Here is a 25,882-nt window from a genome sequence, read left to right on the forward strand (position 1 = left end):
TCCGGGAGGAAGAGACGTGACGGTGGTGTGGTCACGCGGACGGCTGCCCTGCAGGCGCAGCGGTCGGCGTGATTGACGTACCGTCAGCGAGGTTCTCCCGTACCGGTTTGCGGGTTCGTCCTGCTGACAACGACAAGCATCGTCGCTGCTCAGCGGTGCCGAAAGGGGTTCCGGCGGGACGGAAGCGGCCCCGGACGGATGCGTCCAGGGCCGTGCCCGCGGGGCCGCCTCAGGGCTGGGGGACGCGGGGGGCCGGGGTGCGCAGGCCGATGCGGCGGGCGGGGGCTCCGGCCCAGATCTCGTTGGGGCCGGTGGAGGTGGTGAGGACGGCGTTGGCGCCGACGATGGTGCCCGCGCCGACGGTGAGCACGCCGCGCTTGCAGACGATCTTCGCGCCGGCGCAGACCATCACGCCGTCCTCCAGCACCACCCGCTCCATCGCGCTGCGCTCCTGCGGCACCCACGGGTCGGCCCGGCCGATGGTGACGCCGTTGTAGAGCGTGACGTCGGCGCCGAGGGTGGTGTACGGGTGCAGCACGGTGCCGAAGCCCCGGTGGTAGACCTTCAGTCCGGGGCCGATCTCGACGGGGGCGGGGACCTCGACGCCGTAGAGCGCCAGGGCCTCCTGGACCAGGCGGCCGAAGAGCCGGCTGCGACGGTGGGCGATGAGGGTGGTCACCAGTGACATGCAGCCCATTGTGGACCCGTGGTGACGGAGTGTGAGCCGAGGCGCGGTCAGGAGTTCGGAACCGGCCGGTCGTTCTGGATCGCCTCGAACAGGCGCTTGGAGGCCTGCGGGGCCCAGAGGATCGAGGAGCCGGCCGGGGTCTGGTAGTTCTGGTCGGCGATCGGGACGGTGAGGGCGGTGCCGCCGGAGCCCGACACCTGGTCCATCTGCCGGGCGAACCGGGCCAGGGTCCAGAGCGAGGAGTCCTGGTCCACCGTCAGGGCGCCCAGGGTGGCGCTGAGGAACGGGTAGAGGACGAAGGGGTTCAGCAGGGTGGCCGGGCTGAGCACCTCGGAGGCCAGGGCCTTGAGGAAGGCCTGCTGGTTGCCGATCCGGCTGAGGTCGGAGTCGGGCAGCGAGTAGCGGGTGCGGACCAGGGCCAGGGCCTGGGTGCCGTTCAGGTTCTGGCAGCCCGCCGGGAGGTCGGCCCCCGACTTGGCGTCCTTCACCGGCTTGTCCAGGCACATCTCGACCCCGCCGAGGGAGTCCACCACGTCCACGATGCCGGTGAAGCCGACCTCCACGTAGTGGTCGATCCGGATGCCGGTGTTCGACTCGACGGTGCGCACCAGCAGGGCCGGGCCGCCGAGGGCGAAGGCCGCGTTGATCTTGTTCTTGCCGTGTCCGGGGATCGCGACGTAGCTGTCGCGCGGGATGCTCATCAGCACCGGACCGTTGTCGCCCTGGTGCAGCACCATGACGGTGTCGGTGTTGGTGCCGGACTCGCCGCCGACGTGCAGCTCGCGCTGCTGCTGGGGCGTCAGGCCGGCCCGGCTGTCGGAGCCGACCAGCAGCCAGTTGGTGCCGGGGCCGTCGCCCGGGCGGCCGTCCCAGTCGGTGACGGCGTCGACGTGCCGCAGCTCGCCGTCGGCCCAGAGGTACGTCCCGAGCGCGGTGCCGACCAAGGCGAGCAGCAGCAGGCCCGCCGTCCACCGGATGACGCGCCACCAGTTCCGCCTGCCACCACCGCCGTTGCCGCCCATCCCCCGAGTGTGTCGCGCCGGGCGCGCGGGCCCGGCGCGACACCCGGGGGCTACTTGAACTCGGGGACCTTGGCGTCGTTCTTGAAGGCCTCGAAGAGCTGCTTCGACTTGGCGTCGTCCCACTTCACCGCGGACTCACCGGTCTTGGTCCGGAAGTCCGGGTTGGAGATCGGCACGGTGATCGACCGGCCGTCGCCGCCGGTCACCGCGCGCATGGCGAGGAAGAGCGAGCCGATGTCGCCGAGGCCGGCGTCCTCGTCCACGATCAGGGTGCCCAGGCCCGCGCTGACCATCGGGTAGAAGGTGAACGGGTTGAGCACGGTGCCGGGCGAGGCGGCCTGGTGGGCCAGTGCGGCCAGGAACTTCTGCTGGTTGCGCATCCGGCCCAGGTCCTGGTCGGCCATCTGGTGGCGCTGGCGGACGAAGGCCAGCGCCTGACTGCCGGTCAGGGTCTGGGTGCCGGCCTTGAGGTCGAGGCCCGAGTCGCGGTCCTTGATGTCCTTGTCGATCTTCATCTCGACGCCGCCGACCGCGTCCACCAGGCCGACGAAGCCGGCGAAGCCGATCTCGGCGTAGTGGTCGATCCGCAGGCCGGTGTTGGCCTCCACGGTCTGCACCAGCAGACGGCCGCCGCCGCCGTTGAAGGCCGCGTTGATCTTCGAGGTGGTCGCCGGGACGGTCTTGCCGTTGCCGTTGGTGTTGGGGTGCTCGGGGATGTTGACCCAGGAGTCGCGCGGGATGCTCATCAGGGTGTTCCCGTTGTCCCCGATGTGCAGCAGCATCATCGAGTCGCTGCGCTTGCCGACCGCCGAGCCGGTGTGCAGCGAGTCCTCCTGGGCGTCCGTGAGGCCCTGTCGGCTGTCGGAGCCGACGATCAGCCAGTTGGTGCCCTTGCCGGCCGGCGGGCGGCCCTTGTAGTCGGCCAGCACGTTCTCGTGGTTGAGCTTGGAGTCGGCCCAGAAGTAGGTGCCGGTCGCGGTCAGCAGGAGCGCGGCCAGGGTGGCGTAGACGCCCACCTTGATCTTGCGCTTGCGCGGCCAGGCGGAGTTCGACGGCCGGGGCGGTCTGGGCGCGCCGGGGGTGCCCGGCGGTATCGGAGCACCGGGGCCGCCGGAGCCACCCGGCTGGGCTGCGGGGACGTCCGGGGCGGGCGGGGTGAAGGCGGGGGCCGGGGCGCCGGGGCCGCGCGGGTTGAGCGAGGCCGGCAGCGGCGCGCGGTCGGCCTGCCGGGGCACGGGCTGGGGCGCCGGCCGGCTCTGGCCGGGCTTGAGCGGCTTCGGCGCGTTCGGGCCGCGCGGGTTCAGCCCCGCGGGGAGCGTCGGCTCCTCGGGGTACGGGGCGCTCTCGCCCGGGGCGCTCCCGTTCTGGGCGCGGTACGGGTTCGGCTCGCCCTCGGAGCCGTAGCCGCCCGGCGAGCCGCCGTACCCGTTGCCGCCGCCCTGGCGGCCCTCCTGCCACGTGTTCATGGGGGGAAGGATGCCCGAAACCGCGGGCGCTCAGTACGGCGGGGGCACCCACGGGGCCCCTTGTATCCGTTTTGATGCACGCCGCGGACGGCTCGGGAGCATGGTCACCGACCGGACGGAGCCCCGGTCACGGACCGGACCGTCCTTGACCCCTTCGAAGTGCCCGTGGTCCCATGAAACGCATGGAGCAGCAGAAGATCCTCACGCGGAGGCGGCACGTCGACCTGCTGCGCGTGGCCTGCTCCCTGTGTAGTGGCTGACCGCTCGCCACCCTTCTCTCCACTTCTCCGCGCTCCGCCGCGCGTTCAGCCCTGCCGCTTCCACGCCCCGAGGTGCCCCCATGGCCACTGTCCTGTCCGTCTCCGGCTCCCCGTCGCCGACCTCCCGCACCACCCGCCTGCTCCGCCACGTGGTGGACACCAGGCTGGCCGAGCACGGCCACCGGGTGGTCGAGCTCGACGCCCGCGCGCTGCCGGCCGCGGCGCTGCTCTCCGCGGACTTCTCCGACCCCCAACTCATCGAGGCGGCACGGCTGTTCGCCGAGGCGGACGGCGTGGTGATAGGCACCCCGGTCTACAAGGCGGCCTACTCCGGGCTGCTGAAGGCACTGCTGGACGTCCTGCCGCAGCACGGCCTGGCCGGCAAGACCGTGCTCCCGCTGGCCACCGGCGGCTCCACCGCCCACGTGCTCGCGGTGGACTACGCCCTGCGGCCGGTGCTCTCCTCCATGGGGGCGGCCCACATCACCCAGGGCTGGTTCCTGCTCGACCGTCAGGTCGGGGCCGCGCCCGACGGGTCCACCGTGCTCGAACCGGAGGCCGCCGCCCAGCTCACCCCGGTGGTGGACGCCTTCGCGGCCGCCCTGGAGCGCCACCTGGTGCCCGCACTGGCCTGCTGACCCTGACCCGGTGCCTCCCCCGGCAGGGTTTGCCCCATGAGGAGCGTCGGTCGGTGCGTGCTCTCGGCGTGCCGGAGAAAGGCCCTCGTAGCGGAGCTACTTGGGCCTTTGGCCGGTGCGGCGAGAGTGCGTGCCGGGCGGCGCGACGGGGCAAACCCTGCCGGGGGAGACACCAGTCCCTGAGAAGGTGCCCGAAAACCCCTAGGGGAACCGGGGGGTAGCCCGTACATCGAGAGTTGGGCGGCTTCCTCCCGGCGGATGACGATCCGTTCGGGCGCCGCTCCTAACGTGGTTCTTACCTCGCCGGTCCGGCCGCTCCCAAGGCCCCGAGAGCGGGGCACACGGGTGGACCACGACCTAGGAGTATCCAGTGACGACGGCAGCGAACGCCGTGCAGGACCCGCAGCTCTCGGGCGGCAACGCCGCCATCGCCGCGGCAGCGCGGCAGGTGACCAAGGCCTACGGGGACGGCGAGACCCGGGTCACCGCGCTCGACGCCGTCGACGTCGACATCCACCGGGGCCGGTTCACCGCGATCATGGGGCCCTCCGGCTCCGGCAAGTCGACCCTGATGCACTGCCTGGCCGGGCTGGACACCGTCTCCGAGGGACGGATCTGGATCGGCGACAGCGAGATCACCGGCCTGAAGGACAAGCACCTGACCCGGCTCCGCCGGGACAAGATCGGCTTCATCTTCCAGGCCTTCAACCTGCTCCCCACGCTCAACGCGCTGGAGAACATCACGCTGCCGATGGACATCGCCGGCCGCAAGCCCGACCAGGCCTGGCTGGACCAGGTGGTCTCCACCGTCGGCCTGGCCGACCGGCTCAAGCACCGCCCGACCCAGCTCTCCGGCGGCCAGCAGCAGCGCGTCGCGGTGGCCCGGGCCCTGGCCGCCCGTCCCGAGATCATCTTCGGCGACGAGCCCACCGGCAACCTCGACTCCCGCTCCGGCGCCGAGGTGCTCACCTTCCTCCGCCGCTCGGTGGACGAGCTCGGCCAGACCATCGTCATGGTGACCCACGACCCGGTCGCCGCCTCCTACGCGGACCGCGTCCTCTTCCTGGCCGACGGCCGGATCGTCGACGAGATGTACGCCCCGACCGCCGACTCCGTCCTCGAGCGCATGCGCCGCTTCGACGGCAAGCGCACCAGCTGAGACGGGATCAGACTCCGATGCTGCTCAAGACCTCACTACGGAGCTTCTTCGCCCACAAGGGCCGGATGGCGCTCTCCCTCATCGCTGTGGTCCTCTCGGTCGCGTTCGTCTCCGGCACCCTGGTGTTCTCCAACACCGCGACCGCCACCTTCGACAAGCTCTTCGCCACCACCGCCTCCAACCTCTCCGTCCGCCCGGCCGTGCCGGACGAGGACGGTGACGGCGAGGGGATGATCGGCGAGAAGGCCCGCACCGTCCCGGTCGACGTCCAGGCCAAGGTCGCCGCCCTGCCGGGCGTCAAGTCCGCCCGCGGCGAGGTCAATTCGCAGAGCGCGGTGCTGGTCGACCCGGCCACCAACAAGCTGGTCGGCCCGACCTCGGGCGCCCCGACCATCACGGGCTCCTGGCACGACGACCAGGTGATGCTCAAGATCACCTCGGGCAAGGCCCCGGTCGGCCCCGAGCAGATCGTGCTGGACGCCGACACCGCGGAGAAGGCCAAGCTCGGCCTCGGCTCCAAGCTCCGGTTGATCGCCGCCACCGGCAACCACGACTTCACCATCTCCGCCATCGCCACCTTCCAGACCACCAACCCCGGTGCGGCGCTGGCCTTCATGGACGTGCCCACCGCACAGAAGGTGCTGCTCGGCGCAACCGCCTTCACCTCGGTCGAGGTGACCGGTGACGGCTCGAAGACCGACGCACAGCTGAAGACCGCCGCCCTCGGCGCGCTCGGCAGCGGCTACGAGGCCTTCACCGCCGAGGAGCAGAAGGCCCAGGGCAAGAAGGACATGGGCTTCCTGGACTTCATGAAGTACGCCATGCTCGGCTTCGCCGGGATCTCGCTGCTGGTCGGCGGCTTCCTGATCATCAACACCTTCTCCATGCTGGTCGCCCAGCGCACCCGCGAGATCGGCCTGATGCGGGCCATCGGCGGCAGCCGCAGCCAGGTCAACCGCTCGGTGCTGGTCGAGGCCCTGATCCTCGGCGTGCTCGGCTCCACCCTCGGCCTGCTGGCCGGGATCGGTCTGGCCATGGGCCTGATCCAGCTGATGAAGGCCGCCGGGATGAACCTCTCGTCGGCCGAGCTGGAGATCGGCGCCAGCGTGCCGATCGCCTCGTACCTGGTCGGCGTGGTGATCACCGTGCTGGCCGCCTGGATCCCGGCCCGCCGGGCCTCCAAGATCTCCCCGATGGCCGCCCTGCGCGACCACGGCACTCCCGCCGAGCCCAAGGCCAACCGGATCCGGGCCGCGATCGGCATCGTGCTCACCGCCGGCGGCGCCGCCCTGCTGGGCGCGGCCTCGGGCGCCTCCTCGGCCGGGACCGGGGGCATGCTGCTCGGCGGCGGCGTGGTGCTGACCCTGGTCGGCCTGGTGGTGGTCGGCCCGCTGCTCTCCACCTTCGTGGTCCGGGTGCTCGGTGCGGTGCTGCCCGCCCTGTTCGGCCCGTCCGGCAAGCTGGCCCAGCGCAACGCCACCCGCAACCCGCGCCGCACCGGTGCCACCGCCGCCGCGCTGATGATCGGCCTCGCGCTGGTCACCGGGGCCTCGGTGGTCACCTCCTCGATGGTCACCTCGGCCAACGACCAGCTCGACAGCTCGGTCGGCGCCGACTACATCGTGGCCGGCCAGGCCGCGGAGCTCACCCCGGCCATGGTCCAGGCGATCGAGAAGACGCCTGGGCTCAAGGAGCTGACGCTCCAGAAGAACGTCGAGGCCAAGCTCACCACTCCCGACGGCAAGCGGACCAGCGAGCACCTGGCCGCGGCCTCGTCCTCCTTCATCAGGAACTTCAAGTTCGAGGCCAAGGCCGGTACCCCCGAGGCGGGCTTCGCCCCCGGCGGGGTCGTGGTCGGCGAGGACTTCGCCAAGGAGCGCGGCCTCTCGATCGGTTCGAAGATCGCCGCGGACTACGGCCAGGGCCACACCCAGGAGCTCACCGTCGGCCTGATCGCCAAGGGCGGCAACGACATCCTGTCCGGCATCTTCCTCAACACCGAGACCGTCGCCAAGGTGATCCCGGCCGCCGAACTCCCCGCGGACCGGATGGCCTTCGCCAAGGCCGCCGACGGCGTCGACCCGGCGAAGTCGCTGGCCGCGCTGCAGGACTCCCTCAAGGAGTACCCGCAGCTGACCATCACCGACAAGGCCGGCTACAAGGACCTCGTGCAGAGCCAGGTCAACACCCTGCTCTACATGGTCTACGGCCTGCTCGGCCTGGCCATCGTGGTCGCGGTGCTGGGTGTGGTGAACACCCTCGCCCTCTCGGTGGTCGAGCGCACCCGGGAGATCGGTCTGCTCCGCGCCATCGGCCTGTCGCGCCGTCAGCTCCGCCGGATGATCCGCCTGGAGTCCGTGGTGATCGCCGTCTTCGGCGCCCTCCTCGGCACCGGCCTCGGCCTCGGCTGGGGCGTCACCTCCCAGCAGGTGCTGGCCGGTCAGGGCCTCAACCTGCTGGACGTCCCGGTCGGCACCATCATCGGCATCCTGATCGCCTCGGCGGTCATCGGTCTGCTGGCCGCGCTCTTCCCGGCCTTCCGGGCCGGGCGGATGAACGTCCTGGCGGCCATCGCCACCGACTGACCGGATGTCAGGAACGACTGAGGGGCCGCCACGGGGGTGCGGCCCCTCGGTCGTTCCGCCGTTCCGTCGCTCAGTTCAGCGCGTCGCCGAAGAGGAAGTTGCCGACGTGGTCCGGGTCGGTGGAGGTGTAGAAGCCGCGGAAGGCCGAGAGCACCTCGGCCTCCGAGAGCACCCCGTCCCGGTCGGTGTCCAGCTTCTCGAAGGCGAACCGGGCGGCCGGCTCGCTCGACCCGAAGGCCCGCTGGAAGTCCCAGAACTCCGCCGCCGAGATCCGGCCGTCGCCGTCCCGGTCCATCAGCCGGAACACCGCGTGGGCGGCCGGGGCGAGCACGTCGTCGAAGGCCCCCGGCGCCTGCGCCAGCAGCCGCATCCCGGCCCGGTACTCGTGCTCCTGGATCTTCTGGTCCTTGTTGGTGTCCAGGTCCGCCACCAATGCCTTCCACCACCCCTGAGCCGCCGTCAGCATCGCCGTCGCGTCCGGGGAGTCGAAGGCCACCCCGGACGCCCCGATCATCCGCGAGGCCAGGCCCAGCACGTCCGTCGCGTCGATCACCCCGTCCTTGTCCAGGTCGGCCTGCCCGAAGCAGAGGTCGATCTTCCGGTCCAGCAGGTCCCGGCTGGCGGCGACGGTCATGACGGTTCCTCGTTCCCTGGGCGCTCAGTGCCCGGCGAGCCTAGGGAGCCCGCCACACCCCGTGCAACAGGCGGCGCCACGTACGCGTGATTGGGAATCTGATCGCACCGGTGCCGCACCCCGTGACACCATCGCCGCCATGCACCACCCCGCACCGCCCCTGCCCGACGCACCGCCGCTCACCCCCGAGGCCGCCGCCCGCTGGCGTGCCGCCCATCCCGTCCACCGCTGGGACTCCCGCCGCCTCGCCTGGCTCCCGCTCGCGCTGCTCGTCCTGGTCGCCGTCGGACCCCACGGTGCCGAACTGCCCGACGCACCGCACTGGTACGACTCGGCGGACGCGGTGCTCGCCGCCCTGCTGCTCCAGGCCCTGGCCCTGACGGCCCGTCCGCGCGGGCTCCCGCTCGCGGCGTACGCCCTGCTCCCGCTGCTCTGGTACGCCCCCGGCGCCCCGGACGGGCCGGTCCGCTGGATCCTATTGCTCACCGAGGCGGCGCTGGCCGCACTGCTGACCGTCGCCGCCCTCGGCCGCCGCCGGGCCCCTCGGCAGCTGGCCACCCTGATGGGCCCCGAGGTCCCGTACCCCTGGACCCTGGCCGGGCAGCCCTCGCCGTTCGCCGATACCAGCTCCCCTCCCCTCGGACGCCTGGTCTTCGGCGCGGTCCTGCTGGTCGGCGCGGCGGTGCTCCAACTCGCCGTCCCCGCCCTGCTGGTGGTGACCACCGGCCTGGCCGGGCTCGGCTTCGTCTCGCTGGCCTCGGCCGCGAAGGCGACTCGCCTCCGGCACTCGCTGGTCCACCGCACCGGGGCACCGGCCCTGCGCGTCCTCTTCCAGCCGGGATACGGCCCCCAGGCCGGCCCGCTCTCCGGCGACCCCCTCTGGGAACTGACGCTCCATGAGGAGCACCCCTGGACGGACGGCCGCTGGCGGACCTGGCCCGACTCCCTGACCATCGAGACTCCCGGCCCGGAGGACGAGGACGACGAGGACTGCGACTGCGACGAGCGGCAGGACTACGGCCCACCCCGGCCCGCCCTCCTCTACCAGGGCCCGGACACCCGCCACGCCCAGCTCCTGGTCACCTCCCGCCCCACCCCCGAGGGCCCCGCACACTGGGTATCCCTCGCCACCCCCGAGGTCCGCCCGGGCCGCACCTGGTCCGACTAGGCTGGCGACCATGAATCCCGAGCACTACGCGCTCCTGGAAGAGGCTCGCCGGAGCCTGCCCGACGGATTCAAGGTCGAGCTCTCCGGCGACACCATCGTCATGATGGTGAGCCCGTCCGGCATCCACCAGCGCAACCTGCTGACGGTCCGTCGGCAGTTCGACGCCCACACGCCGGACGGCCTGCTGCCCAGCGAGAACACCGACCTGGTCTCGCCGAACGTCGGCAAGAGCCGCAACCCGGACTTGACCTACCTGCCCGACGAGGCACTGGCCACCACCGACAACCGGGTGCCCGCCGAGCTCGCCGCCATCGCCGTCGAGCTGGTCTCGCCGTCCAATCCCGAGAACGACTGGGTCGGCAAGGTCCGCGACTACCCGCTGATGGGCATCCCGCTCTACCTCCTGGTCGACGCCCGCCAGAAGACCGTCACCCTGTTCAGCCGCCCCGACGGGACGCGCTACCACCGGCGGGAGGACGTCGACTTCGGCGAGACGCTGTGGCTGCCGGAGCCGTTCGGCTTCGAGCTGGACAGCACCGGGCTGCTGCCGTACTGACGGCGGGTCAGTCCGGGGTGCCTCGCCGGAGGGCTCCCAGGTAGACGCCCGCGATGATCAGGGGGGTGCCGAGGAGGAGGGCGGTGGTGAGGGGTTCGTCGTCGAGCCAGGCGGAGAGGACGATCGTCACCACCGGGATCAGGACGAAGACGTACGCCGCGCGGGCCGCGCCCCAGCCCTTGATGACCAGCAGGTAGAGGACGAAGGTCAGCACCGAGCCGATCAGGACCAGGTAGCCGACGGCCCACCAGGTCGCGGGGCGGGTGGGGAGGGCCCAGGTGTCGCCGGCCAGGCGGGAGGCGGGGAAGAGGACGGCGGCCGCGGCGGTCATGCCGATGGCGTTGGTGGTGACGGGGTGGAGCGGGGGGAGGCGGTCGGCGAGGACGGCGGCCTCGGAGAAGCAGAGGACGGCGCCGAGGATCGCGAGCAGGGAGAGGACCGGGACGGCCCGGGCCAGCGAGGCCTGGGAGACCACCGCGACCCCGGCCGCCGCGCAGAGGGTGCCGAGTACCGCACGCCCGCTCAGCCGCTCCCGCCCCTGGGCGGCGGCCAGCAGCAGGGTGACCAGCGGGACCAGGGCCAGCACGGTCTGCCCCAGTCCGGCGTGGATCCGCTGGAGCGCGTAGTAGGCGAGCCCGAAGGTGACGCCGAAGTTGAGCACTCCGAACAGGGCCGCCCCGGCCAGCGCCCGCCCGCGCGGGAGCGGCAGCCGCATCACCGCCATCACGGCCAGCAGCACCACCGCCGCCGCCCCGAACCGGACCGCCGCTCCCCAGAGCGGGTCCAGCTCCCGGTTGCTGAACCGGATGCCCACCGCGTTCCCGCCGGCGAACACGAAGCACCCCACGAAGCAGAGGAGCGGCACCCGCTCGGCAACACGCACCTGCCCACGCTAGGCCCGCCGGGTACGCCGCGGGTCGGGGCCACGCCGAGGCGGCCCCGACCTCCCGGGGGTTACTTGGCCTGGCTGGCGGTGATGTCCTTGGCGCTGGTCGCACCACCGGTGATCTCGCTCCAGTTGGAGACCGCGTTCGCGCCCAACGTGAAGTCGGCACCGTAGGCCCGGCCCTGAGCGATGCCGTAGAAGTGCACCGTCCTGCCGTCCGGCGTCGTGGTCGCCGCGACACTGTCGATCGCCGAACCCGCCCGCTGGGTCCAGGCGGCGTCGAAGTGACCCTGGTCGAAGTTGCCGTACTGGGTGTGGAAGGAACCACCGTAACCGGCGACCGCCAGCACCACGTTGTTGCCGTCCGCCGTCGCCGCGATGTCACGCACGTCCGTCGCCCCGCCCGGGATCTCCGACCACTCCGCCGTCGAGTTGCTGCTCAACGTGAAGTCCGAACCGAACACCCGCCCACCCGCGACACCGTAGAACCGCACCGTCCCACCGTTCTTGGAGGTGACCGAGGTGATGTTGGTCAGCCCCGAACCCGAACGCCGCACCCAGTCCGCGTCGAACCGGCCCAGGTCGTAGTTGCCGAACTGGGTGAAGAACGAACCGTCCCCACCCGCGATCCCCAGGATCACGTTGGCACCACTGGTGGAGGCCGTGATGTCCCGAACGCCCGTCGCACCACCGGGAATCTCCGCCCAAGCGGTCCAGGAGTTGCCCGGGTTCAGGTCCCGGCCATACACCCGCCCACCCGCCACCGCGTAGAAGTGCGTCACGTCCCCGACCGTCACCGACGTCACCTTCGACAGCGAAACACCGCCCACACCCGTCCAGCTCGGGTTGAACCGCCCCGCCGCGTAGTTCCCGTACTGGCTGTAGAGCGCACCGTCACCACCCACAAGACCCACCTGCACGTTCACCGGCGAGGTCACCGGCGGGGTGGCCGGGTACGGGTCGACGCCGTCGTTGGTCAGCCCGACCTGCTGGGAGCAGACGGGCCACTGGCCCGGGCCGGCCGCGCGCAGCAGCTTCTCGGCTATCCGGATCTGCTGCTCCTTGGTGGCCAGGTCGGCCCGGGCCGCGTAGGCGGTGCCGCCCTGGGCCACCCAGGTGCTCTGCGAGAACTGCAGGCCGCCGAAGTACGTGTTGCCCGTGTTGGCGGCCCAGTTGCCGGTGCTCTCGCACTGGGCCATCTTGTCCCACATCGCCACCGAGGCAGCCTGGGCGCTCCCGGCGGTCCCGGCCGTGGCCAGCCCGGCCAGGGTGGCGGCGGCGAGCATCAGGGCGGAGGTGCGGTGCTTGACCATGACGGTTCCTCAACTACTGGGGCGGAAGGGCGACATGGGTAAGCATCTCCGCAGGTCAGACCGGGCAGAAGAGCTCCCGGCTGGACCGAAACGGCCCCGGCCGGAAGCGTCCAGCGGCGACCGCCCGGGGCCGGCCGCCACCCGGGAACGCCGAAGGGCCCCGCCGGTCTCCCGACGGGGCCCTTCGCGCAAGGCGCCTGACGTTACGGCAGGTTGCGCGACATCACGATGCGCTGGATCTGGTTGGTGCCCTCGTAGATCTGGGTGATCTTGGCGTCGCGCATCATGCGCTCCAGCGGGTAGTCCCGGGTGTAGCCGTAGCCGCCGAGCAGCTGGACGGCGTCCACGGTGATCTCCATCGCCACGTCCGAGGCGAAGCACTTGGCGGCCGCGCCGAAGAAGGTGAGGTCGGAGTCGATCCGCTGCGACTTGGCGGCGGCGGCGTAGGTGAGCTGACGCGCGGCCTCCAGCTTCATCGCCATGTCGGCCAGCATGAACTGGACGCCCTGGAAGTCGCCGATCGGCTTGCCGAACTGCTTGCGCTCCTGGACGTAGCCCTTGGCGTAGTCCAGCGCGCCCTGGGCGATGCCGATCGCCTGGGCGGCGATGGTGACCCGGGTGTGGTCCAGGGTCTTCATCGCGGTGGCGAAGCCGGTGCCCTCGGCGCCGATCATGCGGTCGGCCGGGATCCGCACGTTGTCGAAGTAGACCTCGCGGGTCGGCGAACCCTTGATGCCGAGCTTCTTCTCCGGGGCGCCGAAGGAGACGCCCTCGTCGCTCTTCTCGACCACGAACGCCGAGATGCCCTTGGAGCGCTTCTCGGGGTCGGTCACCGCGAGCACGGTGTAGTACTCGGAGACGCCCGCGTTGGTGATCCAGCGCTTCACGCCGTTCAGCACCCAGAAGTCGCCGTCGCGCACCGCGCGGGTCTTCATGCCCGCCGCGTCCGAACCGGCGTCCGGCTCGGAGAGGCAGTAGGAGAACATGCCCTCGCCCCGGGCCAGCGCGCCCAGGTACTTGGCCTTCAGCTCCTCGGAGCCGGAGAGCTGCACCGGCAGCGAGCCGAGCTTGTTGACCGCCGGGATCAGCGAGGAGGACGCGCAGACCCGCGCGATCTCCTCGATCACGATGACGGTGGCCAGCGCGTCCGCGCCGGCGCCGCCGTACTCCTCGGGGACGTGCACCGCGTGCAGGTCGTTGGCCTGGAGCGCGTCCAGCGCCTCCTGCGGGAAGCGGCCCTGCTCGTCCACCTCGGCCGCGTACGGGGCGATCTTCGCCTCCGCGAGCGACCGCACCGCCTCACGGAGCATCTCGTGCTCCTCGCTGAGCCGGAAGAGGTCGAAATCCGCCCCGGAGTTGCCCGCCATGTGCCTCGCCCCTTGAACTCGGACCACGTTAATTACCGTTAAGTAAGCGTAATTCTAGGCTCGCGCCCTGCCTACCCCGTACGTGACATGCGCGACACCGTTCTCACCGGACTACGTCACCGAGCTCCCCGGAGCCGGGATGCTCGGCCAGGTACTCCGCCATCCGGTCGTTGCGCATCGCCTCCCAGAGCGGTTCGGCGGCCCGCCGGTCCAGGTAGACCACCGACTGGCCGCCCTCGTCGCCGAAGCCGCCGAAGGGGGCGTTCATGAAGCGGACCCCGTCCCCGCGCAGGCCGCGCATGCTCCAGGCCAGCTCGTAGAGGTCGGAGTTGGAGAGCCGGTCGTCCACGCTGACCACCTCGCCGACCGCACCGAGCAGGCCGCGCAGCTTGCCCGGGTTGCCGAGGGTGCCGGACTCCAGGGTCTGCTGCATCAGCGCGCGCAGGAAGTACTGCTGACGGCGCGTCCGGTCCAGGTCGCCGCCGGGCAGGCCGTAGCGCTCGCGGACGTAGAGCAGGGCGGTGGCCCCGTCCATGTGGTGGGTGCCGGCGTCCCACTGGCGGGCCTCGCCCTTGCCCTCGATGGTCTGCGGAATGGTGATGTCCACCCCGCCGACGGCGTCGGTGAGCGAGCGGAAGCCGTTCCAGTCGATCACCGCGAGGTGGTCGATCCGGATGCCGGTGAGGTTCTGGATGGTCTCCACCATCAGGGCCGGGCCGCCGTACGCGTAGGCCGCGTTGAGCTTGGCCTTGCCGTGGCCGGGGACGTCCACCCAGGTGTCGCGGGCCAGCGAGACCAGCGAGGCGCCCTTCCGGTCGGCCGAGACGTGCAGCAGCATCATGGTGTCGCTGCGGGCCGCGCCCGCCTTCCAGACCGGCGCCTTGGCCTTGGCCGTGGGGTCGGTGCGGGCGTCCAGGCCGACCAGCAGGAAGGTCTGGCCGCTGTTCGGCACCGGCTTCGGCTGGGCGGATTCGGCCACCGTCGGGAAGGCGCCGGGGATCCGGGCCACCGAGGAGGCGTAGTGCTCGGCGGTCCAGTAGACCGTGCCCGTGCAACCGCCGACCACCAGCAACAGCGCGACCAGGGTGATCAGCAGCAACCGCCGGCCGCGGCGCCGCCGGGGCTTCGCGGGCGGCCGGTCCGCGGCCTCGTCGGCGTCGTCGAAGATGCTCAGCCCGGCCGGGTCCGGCCCGTTCTCGGTGGTCATGCGGGCATTCTGGCGGCGGGCCCGGGGTGGCCGGAACGGAACGGTCTGGACTAGGGCGAACTCGTTACACGGCCTCCTGGCGAGCGACTAGCATCGGGGACTGTCCAGCGCCCGCGCAGCACGACCAAAGGGGACCCGCGTGACCCTCCGCATCACGGTGATCGGCACCGGATACCTCGGCGCGACGCACGCCGCCTGCATGGCGGAGCTCGGCTTCGAGGTGCTCGGCCTGGACATCGACCCGGAGAAGATCGCCATGCTGGCGGCCGGCCAGGTGCCGATGTACGAGCCCGGCCTGGCCGAGCTGCTCGTCAAGCACGTGCCCGGGCACCCCGGCTCCACCGGGCGGCTGCGCTTCACCACCTCCTACGAGGAGGTCGCCGAGTTCGGCGACGTGCACTTCATCTGCACCAACACCCCCCAGCGCAAGGGCGAGTTCGCGGCCGACATGTCCTACGTGGACGCCGCGATGGACGCGCTGGCCCCGCTGCTGACCCGCCCCGTGCTGGTGGTCGGCAAGTCCACCGTCCCGGTGGGCAGCGCCGGCCGACTGGCCGTCAGGCTGGCCGAGCTGGCCCCGGTCGGCGAGGGCGCCGAGCTGGCCTGGAACCCGGAGTTCCTGCGCGAGGGCTACGCCGTCGGCGACACCCTGCACCCGGACCGGCTGGTGGTCGGCGTGCGCAGCGAGCGGGCCGAGCAGCTGCTGCGCGAGGTCTACGCGACCCCGATCGCGGAGGGCGTGCCCTTCGTGGTCACCGACTTCGCCACCTCCGAGCTGGTCAAGGCGGCCGCCAACTCCTTCCTGGCCACCAAGATCTCCTTCATCAACGCGATGGCCGAGGTCTGCGAGAGCGCCGGCGCCGACGTGGTGCAGCTCAGCAAGGCGCTCTCCTTCGACGAGCGGATCGGCGGCAAGTTCCTCAACGCCGGGGTCGGCTTCGGCGGCGGCTGCCTGCCCAAGGACATCCGGGCCTTCATGGCCCGGGCCGGGGAGCTCGGCGCCGACCAGGCGCTCACCTTCCTGCGCGAGGTGGACTCGATCAACATGCGGCGCCGCTCCCGGATGGTGGAGCTGGCCCGCGAGCAGGTCGGCGGCGGCTTCCTGGGCCGCCGGGTGGCCGTGCTCGGCGCCGCCTTCAAGCCCAACTCGGACGACATCCGGGACTCCCCCGCGCTGAACGTCGCGGCCCAGATCCAGCTCCAGGGCGCCCAGGTCACCGTCTACGACCCCAAGGCCATGGACAACGCCCGGAAGATGTTCCCCGGCATCACCTACGCCGACTCGGTGCTGGAGGCCGTCGAAGGCGCCCACGTGGTGCTCCACCTGACGGAGTGGCAGGAGTTCCGCGAGCTCGACCCGGAGGAGGTCGGCGCGGTGGTCGCCGAGCGCCGGCTGGTCGACGGGCGCAACGTGCTGGACGGCGCGCGCTGGCGCGCGGCCGGCTGGACCTACCGCGCGATGGGCCGCCCGACCGTGGAATAGCCCTCCGGGCGGGCGGGGTTGCAGCCGGTATGAGCGTGGAACCGGTGGTGCGGAAGATCCTGACCGAGAGCGGCGACACCTGGGCGGTCGTCGGGCTCTCCAACAACACGGCACGGGCCGCCTACGGCGTGGCCCGAGTGCTGCAGCGCGCGGGCAAGCGGATCGTCCCCGTGCACCCGAAGGCCGAGACGGTGCTCGGCGAGCAGGGCTACGCCTCGCTCGCCGAGATCCCCTTCGACGTGGACGTGGTGGACGTCTTCGTGAACTCCTCGCTGGCCGGCGCGGTCGCCGACCAGGCGGTGGCCAAGGGCGCCAAGGCGGTCTGGTTCCAGCTGGACGTCATCGACCGCGAGGCCTACGCCAGGACGACGCAGGCCGGTGTCGACATGGTGATGGACCGCTGCCCGGCGATCGAGCTGCCGCGGCTCTAGTCCTGGGTGACGGCCCGGAGGTGGGCGAGGACCAGGGGGTCGATGCGGCCGGGGACGAGGCGGGCCTCCAGGTTCTCGACGCCCGCCCACTGGTCGAGGGTGGTGTAGCCGGTGGTGGCGACCAAGGTGGCCACCTCGGCGGCGAGTTCACCGGTGAGGTCGAGCAGGGCGGCCGGGTCCGGGGTGCCGAAGAGGGTGTCGTGGATGGTCAGCAGGCGGCGCAGTTCGGTGACCGGGGCCGGGTGGTCGTCCACCCGCAGGTCGTGCGAGATGCCGCCCGGGGCGCCCAGGCCGGCGCCGTCCTCGGCGATCCAGAGTGCGGCGCTCTGCCGGCCCCGGCTGTCGCCGCCCGCCTCGTCACCGGCCGCCAGGGTGGCCACCAGGCGCTCGGCGAACGGGAGTTCGGCACCGGCCAGCCACGTGCGCTCCATCGCCTCGACCACCTCGGGCCCGGTCAGGATGTTGCCCTGGATCGCGTAGCCCGGGCCGCTCGCGCCGCCCGCCCAGTCGAGGCACTCCGCGCCGGTGTACGTCGCGCCGTCGCCCTCCGGGCCGACCACGCCGAGCTGACGGTGCGCCCGCTCCGGGTCGGCGGCGGTCAGCCCGGCCACCACGTCCGCCGGGGCGACGCCGGTGCGCAGCAGGGCCAGGCCCTGCGGGCGGTAGGCCAGGTTGGCCAGCGCCTGGGTGGCCAGCGCCCCGACGCCGGCCTCGGCCGCCGGGACGGCGGCGCCGACGCCGAGGAACTTGCTGGCCACCGCGATGCCGTAGGCGTCGCCGGAGCGGGCCACCACAGAGAAGGTCATGGGCACGGACCCTAATCGGGGCGGGTTCGCCGCGTCCATGCCCTGAGACTCCGTCAGGCCCGTCGGCAAGATCCGGCAAGGACCACCCCGGGTTGCGCCCCGCAGGGGCGCGAGGAACTGCGCGCGGGGGAACGGCAGCAGGTGCAACTGGCTCGCCTGCCCCGACCTAGCACTGGGCCGCCTTCCGATTCGCGCAGTTCCTCGCGTCCCTGGGGTGACCACCTGCCGATCAACTCGCGCCCCTGGGGTCGCTGCCTGCCGGGCGGCGTCAGGAGCGCTTGCCGTCCAGGGCGTCGATGGTGGCGATGGAGGGGCGGCGCTCCTTCTGGAGCCGGGCGGCCACCGTCTCGGCGTCGCGGAGGACCCGGACGGCGTTGTGCCAGGTGAGCTTGGAGAGGTCGGCCTCGGACCAGCCGCGGCCGAGGAGTTCGGCGATCAGGTTGGGGTAACCGGAGACGTCGTCCAGGCCGGCCGGGGTGAAGGCGGTGCCGTCGAAGTCACCGCCGATGCCGACGTGGTCGACGCCCGCCACCTCGCGCATGTGGTCGAGGTGATCGGCGACGGTGGCGGCGGTGGCCACCGGCCGGGGGTTCGCGGCCTCGTGGGCGTGCTGGACGGCCATCGCCTCGGGGGTGGTCTCCAGCGGGTGGAAGCCGTGCGCCTGCATGTTGGCGTCGGCCGCCTTGGTCCACTCGATGGCGGCGGGCAGGATGAACTTGGGCACGAAGGTGACCATCGCGAGGCCGCCGTTGGCCGGGAGCTGGGCCAGCACGTCGTCCGGGACGTTGCGCGGGTGGTCGCAGACCGCGCGGGCGGAGGAGTGCGAGAAGACCACCGGCGCCTCGGAGACCCGCAGCGCGTCCCGCATGGTGCCGGGCGAGACGTGCGAGAGGTCGACCAGCATGCCGAGGCGGTTCATCTCCCGGACCACCTCCTCGCCGAAGGCGGACAGGCCGCCGAGCACCGGCTCGTCGGTGGCCGAGTCGGCCCACGGCACGTTGTCGTTGTGGGTGAGCGTCATGTACCGCACGCCCAGCTGGTGCAGGGCCCGCAGGGTGGCCAGCGAGCAGTCGATGGAGTGCCCGCCCTCGGCGCCCATCAGCGAGGCGATCCGGCCCTCGGCCCGGGCCGCCTCCATCTCGTCCGCGGTGAGCGCGAGGCGGAACACCTCGGGGTGGCGGGCCGTCATCTCCCGGACGAAGTCGACCTGCTCCAGGGTGGCGCTCACCGCGTGGTCCCCCGCGAAGTCCGACCGCACGTAGACCGACCAGAACTGCGCGCCGACCCCGCCGCCGCGCAGGCGGGCGAAGTCGGTGTGCAGGCGGCCGCTCTGGTCGGCCGTCAGGTCGATGGCGTCGAGGTCGTAGCCGGCCTGGGCGCGCATCGCCCAGGGCAGGTCGTTGTGACCGTCCACCACAGGGGCGGTGCGGAGGAGGGCTCGGGCGCGGTCCACCAGCTCAGAAGTCATACGAACATTTCTACTCCTTCTGTTAACCGGAGGTTAGGTCTTGCGCCCGGCCCTGTCCCCGGGTTCCGGGGCGGGGGAGCCTTCCAGGCACGGCGGCCCCACCCGGCCGCGCCCGTCCGTTCCGGGAGGTCCTCGTGAGCTCAGCCCGTACACCGTGGAAGGCCGTGCTCGGCGGCTCGGTCGGCAACCTGGTGGAGTGGTACGACTGGTTCGTCTACGCCAGCTTCGCCACCTACTTCGCCGCCGCGTTCTTCCCGCACGGCAACCCGACCGCCCAACTCCTCAACACCGCCGGGATCTTCGCGGTGGGCTTCTTCATGCGCCCGGTCGGCGGCTGGCTGCTCGGCCGCTACGCCGACCGGCGCGGGCGGAAGGCGGCGCTCACCCTGACCGTCACCATGATGTCGGCCAGCGCCCTGCTGATCGCCGTGGCGCCGACGTACGCGCAGGTCGGCTACGCCGGGGCGGTGGTGCTGCTGATCGCCCGGCTGCTGCAGGGGCTCTCGGTCGGCGGGGAGTACGCGGCCAGCGCGACGTACCTGACGGAGGCCTCGGTGCCGAAGCGGCGCGGGTTCGTCTCCAGCTTCCAGTACGTCTCGATGACCTTCGGTCAGCTGATCGGGCTGGGGCTGCAGATCGTGCTCCAGCGGACCATGAGCACCGAGGACCTGCACTCCTGGGGGTGGCGGATCCCCTTCGTGGTCGGGGCGGTCGGCGCGGCGGTGGTCTTCTGGCTGCGGCGCAACCTGCCGGAGACCGAGGCGTACGAGGCGGCGGAGGGGGCCGACGGGCGCGGCACGCTGCGCCGGCTGCTGGACCACAAGCGGGAGTTCGTCCTGGTAGTGGCGCTCACCATGGGCGGCACGGTGGCGTACTACACCTACACGACGTACCTCACGAAGTACCTGTCGAACACGGTGGGGCTGAGCAAGAGCGACGCGGCGCTGGTCAGCTTCTGCGCGCTGACCGTCTTCATGCTGCTCCAGCCACTGGCCGGGGCGCTCTCCGACCGGATCGGGCGGCGGCCGCTGCTGATCGCCTTCGGGATCGGGGCGACCTTCGGGACGGTGCCGCTGATGACCACGCTCTCGCACGCGGGCGGCTTCGGCGAGGCCCTGCTGCTGGCGCTGGCCGCGCTGGTCATCGTCACCGGGTACACCTCGATCAACGCGGTGGTGAAGGCCGAGCTCTTCCCGACCCAGGTCCGGGCGCTCGGGGTGGCGCTGCCGTACGCGCTGGCCAACGCGCTGTTCGGGGGGACGGCGGAGTACGTGGCCCTCTGGTTCAAGGACCAGGGGATCGAGTCCGGGTACTACTGGTACGTCTCGGGGCTCGCGGCGGTCTCACTGGTGGTCTACCTGACGATGCGTGAGACCCGCGGCGCGGCGCTCACGGTGGAGGCCGCCCCGGCCGAGCCGGTGCGCGTCTAGGGTGTGGGCCCATGCGGGTGCTCTTGGTCGAGGACGACGACCGGCTGGCGGCTGCGCTGATCCCGGCGCTGGCCCGGCACGGCCATCAGGTGGTGCGGGCGGCCCGGGCGGACGACGCGCTGCGGCTCAAGGACACCTGCGAGTTCGTGCTCCTCGACCTCGGGCTGCCCGACCTGGACGGGCTGGAGGCGCTGCGGCGGCTGCGGCGGGTCTCCTCGGTGCCGGTGATCGTGCTGACCGCGCGGTCGGAGGAGCGGGACGTGCTGCGCGGCCTGCGGTCCGGGGCCGACGACTACCTGGTGAAGCCGTTCCGCACGGCGGAGCTGGCGGCCCGGATGGCGGCGGTGGTGCGGCGCGGCAGCCGCCCGCTGGCCGCCACCGGGTCGGTGGTGGAGGTCGGCGACGTACGGATCGACCTGACGGCCCGTCGGGTCCTGGTGGCCGGGGCGGAGGTCACGCTCACCCGGCGGGAGTTCGACGTGCTCGCCGTGCTGGCCAGGGAGCCGGGGGTGGTCCGCAGCCGTGAGGAGATCCTCGACGAACTCTGGGGCGACGTGCAGCTGTCGGCCTCCCGCTCGCTCGACGTCCACGTGGCCGGCCTCCGCGCCAAGACCGGACGGCCGTACCTGATCCAGACCCTCCGCGCCACCGGCTACCGCCTGGCCACCGCCTGATGCAGCGTCGACTGCTGTTGCTCCAGGGGCTGCTGATCGTCTGTCTGGTGGCGGCGCTGGCGGTGCCGCTGGGGTACGCGTACGCCTCGCACCGGACGGGGCAGTTGCTGTTGGCGCGGCGGGCGGACGCGACGCGGTTCGCGGAGCTGGCGGACCGGGCGCTGCGGGAGGGCGGGCCTTCGGGGGTGGGGGCGGAGGTCGACCGGTACGCGGAGCTGTACGGGACGGCGGTGGAGGTGCGGGACCGGGACGGGGTGCTGATCGCGGGGCGGCCGGTCGGCGGCGGGGCCGCGCTGCGGCGGGCGCTGTCGGGGCGGACCACGGCGGAGCTGCCGCTGCTGACGCCGGGCGGACCGGAGACGGTGCTGGTGGCGGAGCCGGCCGGGCGGGACGGGCAGGTGTCGGGGGCGGTGGTGCTCCGGGTGCCGACGGCGACGGCCCGGCGGGAGGTGGCCGTCGTCTGGGGGGCGCTGGCGGTGGGGGCGGTGCTGGCACTGCTCGGGTCGCTGGCGGCGGCCCGGCGGCTGGCCGGCTGGGTGCTCCGCCCGGTGGCCGAACTCGACGCCACCACGCGGGAGATCGCCGGGGGCCGGCTCGGGGCGCGGGTCGCCACCGTCCGCGGCCCGGTGGAGCTGCGGCGGCTGGAGGAGCGGTTCAACGCCATGGCGGACGCCATCTCGGCCGCGCTGGAGCGCCAGCACGCCTTCGTCGCGGACGCCTCGCACGAGCTCCGCACCCCGCTCACCGTGCTCTCCCTCCGGCTGGAGAACCTGGAGCCGCACCTGCCCGCCGACGGGCAGCCCGAGTACGAGGAGGCGATGGCCGAACTCGACCGCCTGGCCGCCCTGTTGGAGGACCTGCTGACGCTGGCCCGGGTGGAGGCGGACGCCGGACTGCCGGAGGACGTCCCGGCGGGCGGGCTGCTCCCCCGGTTGACGGGGTGGCAGGAGGTCTACGCGGCGCAGGGGTTGGCCCTGGACGTGGCGGCGGTGGAGGAGGCCCCGCTGCCCGCCGCCGTCGGCCGGATCGCGGACATCGCGCTCGACAACGCGGCCAAGTTCGTCCCGCCCGGCGGCCGGGTGGTGGTCTCGCTGACCGCCGGGGTGCTGCGGATCGCCGACGACGGACCGGGGCTGACCGAGGAGGAGCGGGTCGCGGCCCTCGGCCGGTTCTGGCGCGCGCCCGGACGGGGCAACGTCCCGGGCAGTGGCCTGGGCCTGGCCATCGCCGCCGAACTGGCCCGCGGCTGCGGCGCCGAGCTCGTCCTGCAGCCGACCGAACCGCACGGCCTGACCGTCGAGTTGAGGACGGGTCAGTACACCGAGCGGTAGTAGGCGGCCGCGCCCGGGTGCAGCGGAACGGCGCCCGTCCCGATCGCGTAGCGCTCGTCCAGCCGGCTGCCGGGCGCGTCCGGGGCCAGCAGGTCGTCCCGGCGGCGGAACAGCACCTCGGTGACGGCGCGCACCACCCCCGCGTCCAGCCCGGCGGCGCAGAGCAGGTGGCTGGGGGTCCCGACGGTCGGGGTGGGCGCGGGCTGGCGGTAGCTGCCGGCCGGGATCGACACGCTCTCGTAGACCGGCCCGTGGGCCCGGCGCAGCTCGACCGCCGCCGCCTCCAGCCGGACCAGCCGGACGGGCGTGCGCTCGGCGAGTTCGGTGATGGCCGGGGTGGGCACCCCGCCGGACCAGAAGAAGGCGTCCAACTCCCCGGCCCGCAGCGCCGCGACGGACTCGGCGGTGCCGAGCAGCCGCACCGCGGCCCGCACCCCGGCGGCGGCCAGGGCCCGCTCGGCGACCACCGAGGTGCCGGACTCCTCGGCACCCAGCGAGACCCGCAGGCCGGTGAGCTGAGCGACCGTCAGGACCGCCGAGGCCGCGGGGACCACCAGGTGCAGGTGGTTGAGGTAGAGCCGGGCGAGGGCGGCCACCGCGACCGGCCGGGCGAAGGCGCCGCGGCCGGCCACCGCGTCGGTGGCGCTGTCCGCCAGGGCCAGGCCGAGTTCGGCGCCGCCGGTGTCGATCAGCCGGAGGTTGCGCACGCTGGCGGGGGTGGCGAGCACCTCGACGGTCAGCCCGGGGTGGGCCCGGTGGACCTCCTCGGCGAGACGTTGCCCGAAGGCCCGGTACGGCCCGCCCTCGGGCCCGGCGGCCAGCCGTAACGCACCCCGCGGCCCGGAGACGGAACAGCCCGCCGTCACCGCGGCCGCGGCTCCCAGCAGGAGCGCGCGGCGCGGGACGGCGGGCAAGGGTGGTGCTACTTGCCGAAGCCGAAGGAGGTGGAGCCCGCGACCTTGGCGCGGAGCTTCTGGCCCTTCTCGGTGGCCTGGCGGTTGAGGTCGGCCTGGAACTCGGTCATCTTCTCGGTGAGTTCCTGGTCGAAGGCGGCCAGCATCCGGACCGCCAGCAGGCCCGCGTTGCGCGCCCCGGCGATCGAGACGGTGGCGACCGGCACGCCCGCCGGCATCTGGACGATGGACATCAGGCTGTCCATGCCGTCCAGGTAGCGCAGCGGCACCGGGACGCCGATGACCGGCAGCGGGGTGACCGAGGCCAGCATGCCCGGCAGGTGGGCGGCGCCGCCGGCGCCGGCGATGATCGCCTTCAGGCCGCGGGCCCGGGCCTGCTCGCCGTAGGTGACCATCTCGCGCGGCATCCGGTGCGCGGAGACCACGTCGACCTCGTAGGGGATCTCGAACTCGTCGAGCGCCTGGGCGGCGGCCTCCATCACGGGCCAGTCGGAGTCCGAGCCCATCACGATGCCGACAAGAGGCTGGGTCATTCGGTGATCGTTCCTCGCAGGTAGGCGGCCGCGTGGCGGGCGCGCTCGCGGACGTCCTCGAGGTCGTCCCCGAAGACGTTGACGTGGCCGACCTTGCGGCCGGGCTTCACGTCCTTCCCGTACATGTGGATCCGCAGGCCGGGGTCACGGGCCATGCAGTGCAGGAAGGCGTGGTACATGTCGGGGTAGTCGCCGCCGAGCACGTTGACCATGACGGTCCACTTGGCGCGCGGGCGCGGGTCCCCGAGCGGGAGGTCGAGCACCGCGCGCAGGTGGTTCTCGAACTGCGAGGTGACGGAGCCGTCCTGGGTCCAGTGACCGGAGTTGTGCGGGCGCATCGCCAGCTCGTTGACCAGGATGCGGCCGTCCCGGGTCTGGAACAGCTCGACCGCCAGGTGGCCGGTGATGCCGAGCTCGCCGGCGATCCGCAGCGCGAGCTGCTGGGCCTCGTCGGAGAGCGCCGGGTCGAGGTCGGGGGCGGGGGCGGTCACCTCGGCGCAGACGCCGTTCTCCTGGACGCTCTCCACCACCGGGTAGGCGACGGCCTGGCCGCTGGGCGAGCGGACCACGTTGGCGGCCAGCTCGCGGACGAAGTCGACCTTCTCCTCGGCCAGCACCGGCACGCCGGCCAGGAACGGGGCGGCGGCCTCGGTCTCGTCGTCGACCACCCAGACGCCCTTGCCGTCGTAGCCGCCGCGGACGGTCTTGAGGACCACCGGGTAGCCGTCGCCCTCGTTCGCGAAGGCGGTCACGTCGGCCGGGTCGGCGACCAGGCGGTGGCGGGGGCAGGGGGCGCCGATGGAGTCCAGCTTGGCCCGCATCACGCCCTTGTCCTGGGCGTTCACCAGCGCGGACGGGTCCGGGCGGACGGCGATGCCCTCGGCCTGGAGCGCGCGCAGGTGCTCGGTCGGCACGTGCTCGTGGTCGAAGGTCACCACGTCGCAGCCGGCGGCGAAGCGGCGCAGCGTCTCCAGGTCGCGGTGGTCGCCGAGGACCACGTCGGAGACCACCTGTGAGGCGGAGTCCTGCGGGGTGTCCGCCAGGAGCTTGAACCGGATGCCTAGCGGGATGCCCGCCTGGTGCATCATCCGGGCCAGCTGGCCGCCGCCGATCACGCCCACCACTGGAAAATTCGCCTTGGCCGCAGAAGTCACGCGCCCAGGATATCCGGGCCGGTCACGGGGGTCGTACCGGCCGCCCCCGGTGCGGGGGGACGGGTGGCGACGGTGTATCAGGGGTGAGCGAGTAGCCTAGATGGCCGGGCCCGAAGCACACTGTCGGATGATGTGCATGCAGAGCGGCCTTGACCAGCCGCGCCCGCGTGCGACCTCCTCCGCAGACCCTGGAGACCCTGGATGACGAGCACCACCACTCCCAAGCCTTCGCTGGTGCAGAGGCTGGGCGGCCTCTCGATCGAGGTGATCGGTTTCGCGGTGATCGGCCTGGTGGGCTTCGTCGTGAACGGCGTGGTCTTCTGGGTCTGCCTCAAGGCGCCGGGCCTGGTCCACTCGCTGGCGGGCTTCATCGCGACCGCGGTGGCGATCGGCACCAACTACCTGGGCTACCGGTTCTGGCTGTACAAGGACCGTGACGCGGCCTCCCGCAAGCGCGAGATCACGCTCTTCCTGATCTTCAGCGGCATCGGCATGCTGATCGAGAACGGCATCCTGGCCTTCTCGGTGCACGTGCTGGACTACACCACGCCGACCCAGCAGCTGATAGCCAAGAACGTGGTCGGCCTGGTGGCCGGCACGATCTTCCGCTTCTTCTCCTACCGCACCTGGGTCTTCAAGGCGATGCCCGAGCTGGCCGAGCCGGAGACCGCCGTCGCGGCCGAGCCGGTGCTGGTGGCCGCCAAGTAGG

At 72.4% G+C, this 25,882-nt stretch carries 25 protein-coding genes; 12 read left to right on the forward strand and 13 right to left on the reverse strand.

Features of this window, described 5'->3' with window-relative positions; translation table 11 throughout:
- Positions 1–229 precede the first annotated feature (229 nt).
- From ACWEPF_RS14425 to ACWEPF_RS14435, 3 genes are read right to left on the reverse strand one after another with little or no spacing between them, the layout of a single operon-like run.
- Positions 230–688: a hypothetical protein gene (locus ACWEPF_RS14425; protein WP_345284909.1), complete on the reverse strand. Its 459-nt coding sequence runs from the start codon at positions 686–688 to the stop codon at positions 230–232.
- 47 nt (positions 689–735) lie between these two features.
- On the reverse strand, positions 736–1,710 hold the full coding sequence (locus ACWEPF_RS14430; RefSeq protein WP_452172763.1) for an LCP family protein: 975 nt from the start codon (positions 1,708–1,710) through the stop codon (positions 736–738).
- Between the two features lie 50 nt (positions 1,711–1,760).
- Entirely contained in the window at positions 1,761–3,176 is a 1,416-nt protein-coding gene (locus ACWEPF_RS14435; protein ID WP_449797024.1) for an LCP family protein, read from the reverse strand.
- Positions 3,177–3,358: 182 nt separating this feature from the next.
- Here ACWEPF_RS14435 and ACWEPF_RS14440 point away from each other — a divergent pair, with 182 nt between their 5' ends.
- The 4 genes from ACWEPF_RS14440 to ACWEPF_RS14455 all read left to right on the forward strand — a co-directional run bounded on the left by ACWEPF_RS14440 (position 3,359) and on the right by ACWEPF_RS14455 (position 7,818).
- Entirely contained in the window at positions 3,359–3,436 is a 78-nt protein-coding gene (locus ACWEPF_RS14440) for a putative leader peptide (protein WP_452172826.1), read from the forward strand.
- Positions 3,437–3,516: 80 nt separating this feature from the next.
- Positions 3,517–4,074 (forward strand): NADPH-dependent FMN reductase, encoded by a 558-nt coding sequence (gene ssuE / locus ACWEPF_RS14445; RefSeq protein WP_452172764.1) that lies wholly within the window; start codon positions 3,517–3,519, stop codon positions 4,072–4,074.
- A gap of 427 nt (positions 4,075–4,501) precedes the next feature.
- Positions 4,502–5,233 carry an ABC transporter ATP-binding protein gene (locus tag ACWEPF_RS14450; RefSeq protein ID WP_380150605.1) on the forward strand — a complete coding sequence of 244 codons (732 nt, stop codon included), beginning with the start codon at positions 4,502–4,504 and terminating at the stop codon, positions 5,231–5,233.
- 17 nt (positions 5,234–5,250) lie between these two features.
- The gene (locus ACWEPF_RS14455; RefSeq protein ID WP_452172765.1) at positions 5,251–7,818 is read left to right on the forward strand and encodes an ABC transporter permease; all 2,568 of its coding nucleotides are present in this window, start codon (positions 5,251–5,253) and stop codon (positions 7,816–7,818) included.
- 70 nt (positions 7,819–7,888) lie between these two features.
- Here ACWEPF_RS14455 and ACWEPF_RS14460 read toward each other — a convergent pair whose 3' ends face one another.
- Positions 7,889–8,452, reverse strand: coding sequence for an EF-hand domain-containing protein (locus tag ACWEPF_RS14460; protein ID WP_345289369.1), 564 nt, complete (start codon positions 8,450–8,452; stop codon positions 7,889–7,891).
- A gap of 139 nt (positions 8,453–8,591) precedes the next feature.
- Between ACWEPF_RS14460 and ACWEPF_RS14465 the strand changes: the two genes are divergently transcribed.
- Together ACWEPF_RS14465 and ACWEPF_RS14470 are read left to right on the forward strand one after the other, a co-directional pair.
- Positions 8,592–9,620: a hypothetical protein gene (locus tag ACWEPF_RS14465; RefSeq protein ID WP_452172766.1), complete on the forward strand. Its 1,029-nt coding sequence runs from the start codon at positions 8,592–8,594 to the stop codon at positions 9,618–9,620.
- Positions 9,621–9,630: 10 nt separating this feature from the next.
- A complete protein-coding gene (locus tag ACWEPF_RS14470) occupies positions 9,631–10,176 on the forward strand; it encodes a Uma2 family endonuclease (protein ID WP_452172767.1) in 546 nt (181 codons plus the stop codon).
- Between the two features lie 7 nt (positions 10,177–10,183).
- On the opposite strand, the gene ACWEPF_RS14475 is transcribed toward ACWEPF_RS14470, so the two are convergent.
- The 4 genes from ACWEPF_RS14475 to ACWEPF_RS14490 form a co-directional block, all read right to left on the reverse strand.
- Complete coding sequence (locus ACWEPF_RS14475) at positions 10,184–11,059, reverse strand: DMT family transporter (protein ID WP_452172768.1); 876 nt, start codon at positions 11,057–11,059, stop codon at positions 10,184–10,186.
- Positions 11,060–11,130: 71 nt separating this feature from the next.
- The gene (locus ACWEPF_RS14480) at positions 11,131–12,375 is read right to left on the reverse strand and encodes a transglycosylase family protein (RefSeq protein WP_452172769.1); all 1,245 of its coding nucleotides are present in this window, start codon (positions 12,373–12,375) and stop codon (positions 11,131–11,133) included.
- A 203-nt stretch (positions 12,376–12,578) separates the two neighbouring features.
- Positions 12,579–13,742, reverse strand: coding sequence for an acyl-CoA dehydrogenase family protein (locus ACWEPF_RS14485; RefSeq protein ID WP_345289374.1), 1,164 nt, complete (start codon positions 13,740–13,742; stop codon positions 12,579–12,581).
- A gap of 103 nt (positions 13,743–13,845) precedes the next feature.
- Positions 13,846–14,949, reverse strand: a complete 1,104-nt coding sequence (locus ACWEPF_RS14490; protein ID WP_452172770.1) for an LCP family protein — start codon at positions 14,947–14,949, stop codon at positions 13,846–13,848.
- A gap of 139 nt (positions 14,950–15,088) precedes the next feature.
- Between ACWEPF_RS14490 and ACWEPF_RS14495 the strand changes: the two genes are divergently transcribed.
- Together ACWEPF_RS14495 and ACWEPF_RS14500 are read left to right on the forward strand one after the other, a co-directional pair.
- Positions 15,089–16,432 (forward strand): UDP-glucose dehydrogenase family protein, encoded by a 1,344-nt coding sequence (locus ACWEPF_RS14495; protein ID WP_345289377.1) that lies wholly within the window; start codon positions 15,089–15,091, stop codon positions 16,430–16,432.
- Positions 16,433–16,461: 29 nt separating this feature from the next.
- Positions 16,462–16,863, forward strand: coding sequence for a CoA-binding protein (locus ACWEPF_RS14500; protein WP_345289378.1), 402 nt, complete (start codon positions 16,462–16,464; stop codon positions 16,861–16,863).
- Here the strand turns inward: ACWEPF_RS14500 and ACWEPF_RS14505 are convergent.
- Positions 16,860–17,669: a DUF1028 domain-containing protein gene (locus ACWEPF_RS14505; protein WP_452172771.1), complete on the reverse strand. Its 810-nt coding sequence runs from the start codon at positions 17,667–17,669 to the stop codon at positions 16,860–16,862. The genes ACWEPF_RS14500 and ACWEPF_RS14505 overlap by 4 nt on opposite strands.
- Before the next feature lie 268 nt (positions 17,670–17,937).
- Positions 17,938–19,137, reverse strand: coding sequence for a dipeptidase (locus ACWEPF_RS14510; protein WP_452172772.1), 1,200 nt, complete (start codon positions 19,135–19,137; stop codon positions 17,938–17,940).
- Between the two features lie 134 nt (positions 19,138–19,271).
- Between ACWEPF_RS14510 and ACWEPF_RS14515 the strand changes: the two genes are divergently transcribed.
- The 3 genes from ACWEPF_RS14515 to ACWEPF_RS14525 are packed head-to-tail and all read left to right on the forward strand — an operon-like array spanning position 19,272 to position 22,572.
- Positions 19,272–20,567 (forward strand): MFS transporter, encoded by a 1,296-nt coding sequence (locus tag ACWEPF_RS14515; RefSeq protein WP_452172773.1) that lies wholly within the window; start codon positions 19,272–19,274, stop codon positions 20,565–20,567.
- A gap of 11 nt (positions 20,568–20,578) precedes the next feature.
- Positions 20,579–21,241, forward strand: a complete 663-nt coding sequence (locus ACWEPF_RS14520; protein WP_452172774.1) for a response regulator — start codon at positions 20,579–20,581, stop codon at positions 21,239–21,241.
- Entirely contained in the window at positions 21,241–22,572 is a 1,332-nt protein-coding gene (locus tag ACWEPF_RS14525) for an ATP-binding protein (protein WP_452172775.1), read from the forward strand. The genes ACWEPF_RS14520 and ACWEPF_RS14525 overlap by 1 nt, the downstream gene beginning before the upstream one ends.
- Here the strand turns inward: ACWEPF_RS14525 and ACWEPF_RS14530 are convergent.
- From ACWEPF_RS14530 to ACWEPF_RS14540, 3 genes are read right to left on the reverse strand one after another with little or no spacing between them, the layout of a single operon-like run.
- Complete coding sequence (locus ACWEPF_RS14530) at positions 22,554–23,486, reverse strand: TAXI family TRAP transporter solute-binding subunit (RefSeq protein ID WP_452172776.1); 933 nt, start codon at positions 23,484–23,486, stop codon at positions 22,554–22,556. The genes ACWEPF_RS14525 and ACWEPF_RS14530 overlap by 19 nt on opposite strands.
- Before the next feature lie 8 nt (positions 23,487–23,494).
- Entirely contained in the window at positions 23,495–24,019 is a 525-nt protein-coding gene (gene purE / locus ACWEPF_RS14535) for a 5-(carboxyamino)imidazole ribonucleotide mutase (RefSeq protein WP_345289386.1), read from the reverse strand.
- Positions 24,016–25,173 (reverse strand): 5-(carboxyamino)imidazole ribonucleotide synthase, encoded by a 1,158-nt coding sequence (locus ACWEPF_RS14540; RefSeq protein WP_380150600.1) that lies wholly within the window; start codon positions 25,171–25,173, stop codon positions 24,016–24,018. Before ACWEPF_RS14540 ends, purE begins: the two co-directional genes overlap by 4 nt.
- Positions 25,174–25,374: 201 nt before the next feature.
- Between ACWEPF_RS14540 and ACWEPF_RS14545 the strand changes: the two genes are divergently transcribed.
- Complete coding sequence (locus tag ACWEPF_RS14545) at positions 25,375–25,881, forward strand: GtrA family protein (protein ID WP_345289388.1); 507 nt, start codon at positions 25,375–25,377, stop codon at positions 25,879–25,881.
- Position 25,882 lies beyond the last annotated feature (1 nt).

The organism is Kitasatospora sp. NPDC004289 (assembly GCF_053602875.1).

Bases quoted from the DNA above. Each gene is read 5' to 3' on its own strand.
- ACWEPF_RS14525 (WP_452172775.1), top strand. From the start codon at position 21,241: ATGCAGCGTCGACTGCTGTTGCTCCAGGGGCTGCTGATCGTCTGTCTG.
- ACWEPF_RS14465 (WP_452172766.1), top strand. From the start codon at position 8,592: ATGCACCACCCCGCACCGCCCCTGCCCGACGCACCGCCGCTCACCCCC.
- ACWEPF_RS14500 (WP_345289378.1), top strand. From the start codon at position 16,462: ATGAGCGTGGAACCGGTGGTGCGGAAGATCCTGACCGAGAGCGGCGAC.
- ACWEPF_RS14485 (WP_345289374.1), bottom strand. From the start codon at position 13,742: ATGGCGGGCAACTCCGGGGCGGATTTCGACCTCTTCCGGCTCAGCGAG.
- ACWEPF_RS14505 (WP_452172771.1), bottom strand. From the start codon at position 17,669: ATGACCTTCTCTGTGGTGGCCCGCTCCGGCGACGCCTACGGCATCGCG.
- ACWEPF_RS14490 (WP_452172770.1), bottom strand. From the start codon at position 14,949: ATGACCACCGAGAACGGGCCGGACCCGGCCGGGCTGAGCATCTTCGAC.
- ACWEPF_RS14440 (WP_452172826.1), top strand. From the start codon at position 3,359: ATGGAGCAGCAGAAGATCCTCACGCGGAGGCGGCACGTCGACCTGCTG.
- ACWEPF_RS14520 (WP_452172774.1), top strand. From the start codon at position 20,579: ATGCGGGTGCTCTTGGTCGAGGACGACGACCGGCTGGCGGCTGCGCTG.
- purE (WP_345289386.1), bottom strand. From the start codon at position 24,019: ATGACCCAGCCTCTTGTCGGCATCGTGATGGGCTCGGACTCCGACTGG.
- ACWEPF_RS14470 (WP_452172767.1), top strand. From the start codon at position 9,631: ATGAATCCCGAGCACTACGCGCTCCTGGAAGAGGCTCGCCGGAGCCTG.
- ACWEPF_RS14460 (WP_345289369.1), bottom strand. From the start codon at position 8,452: ATGACCGTCGCCGCCAGCCGGGACCTGCTGGACCGGAAGATCGACCTC.
- ssuE (WP_452172764.1), top strand. From the start codon at position 3,517: ATGGCCACTGTCCTGTCCGTCTCCGGCTCCCCGTCGCCGACCTCCCGC.
- ACWEPF_RS14510 (WP_452172772.1), bottom strand. From the start codon at position 19,137: ATGACTTCTGAGCTGGTGGACCGCGCCCGAGCCCTCCTCCGCACCGCC.
- ACWEPF_RS14480 (WP_452172769.1), bottom strand. From the start codon at position 12,375: ATGGTCAAGCACCGCACCTCCGCCCTGATGCTCGCCGCCGCCACCCTG.
- ACWEPF_RS14425 (WP_345284909.1), bottom strand. From the start codon at position 688: ATGTCACTGGTGACCACCCTCATCGCCCACCGTCGCAGCCGGCTCTTC.
- ACWEPF_RS14435 (WP_449797024.1), bottom strand. From the start codon at position 3,176: ATGAACACGTGGCAGGAGGGCCGCCAGGGCGGCGGCAACGGGTACGGC.
- ACWEPF_RS14455 (WP_452172765.1), top strand. From the start codon at position 5,251: ATGCTGCTCAAGACCTCACTACGGAGCTTCTTCGCCCACAAGGGCCGG.
- ACWEPF_RS14545 (WP_345289388.1), top strand. From the start codon at position 25,375: ATGACGAGCACCACCACTCCCAAGCCTTCGCTGGTGCAGAGGCTGGGC.
- ACWEPF_RS14430 (WP_452172763.1), bottom strand. From the start codon at position 1,710: ATGGGCGGCAACGGCGGTGGTGGCAGGCGGAACTGGTGGCGCGTCATC.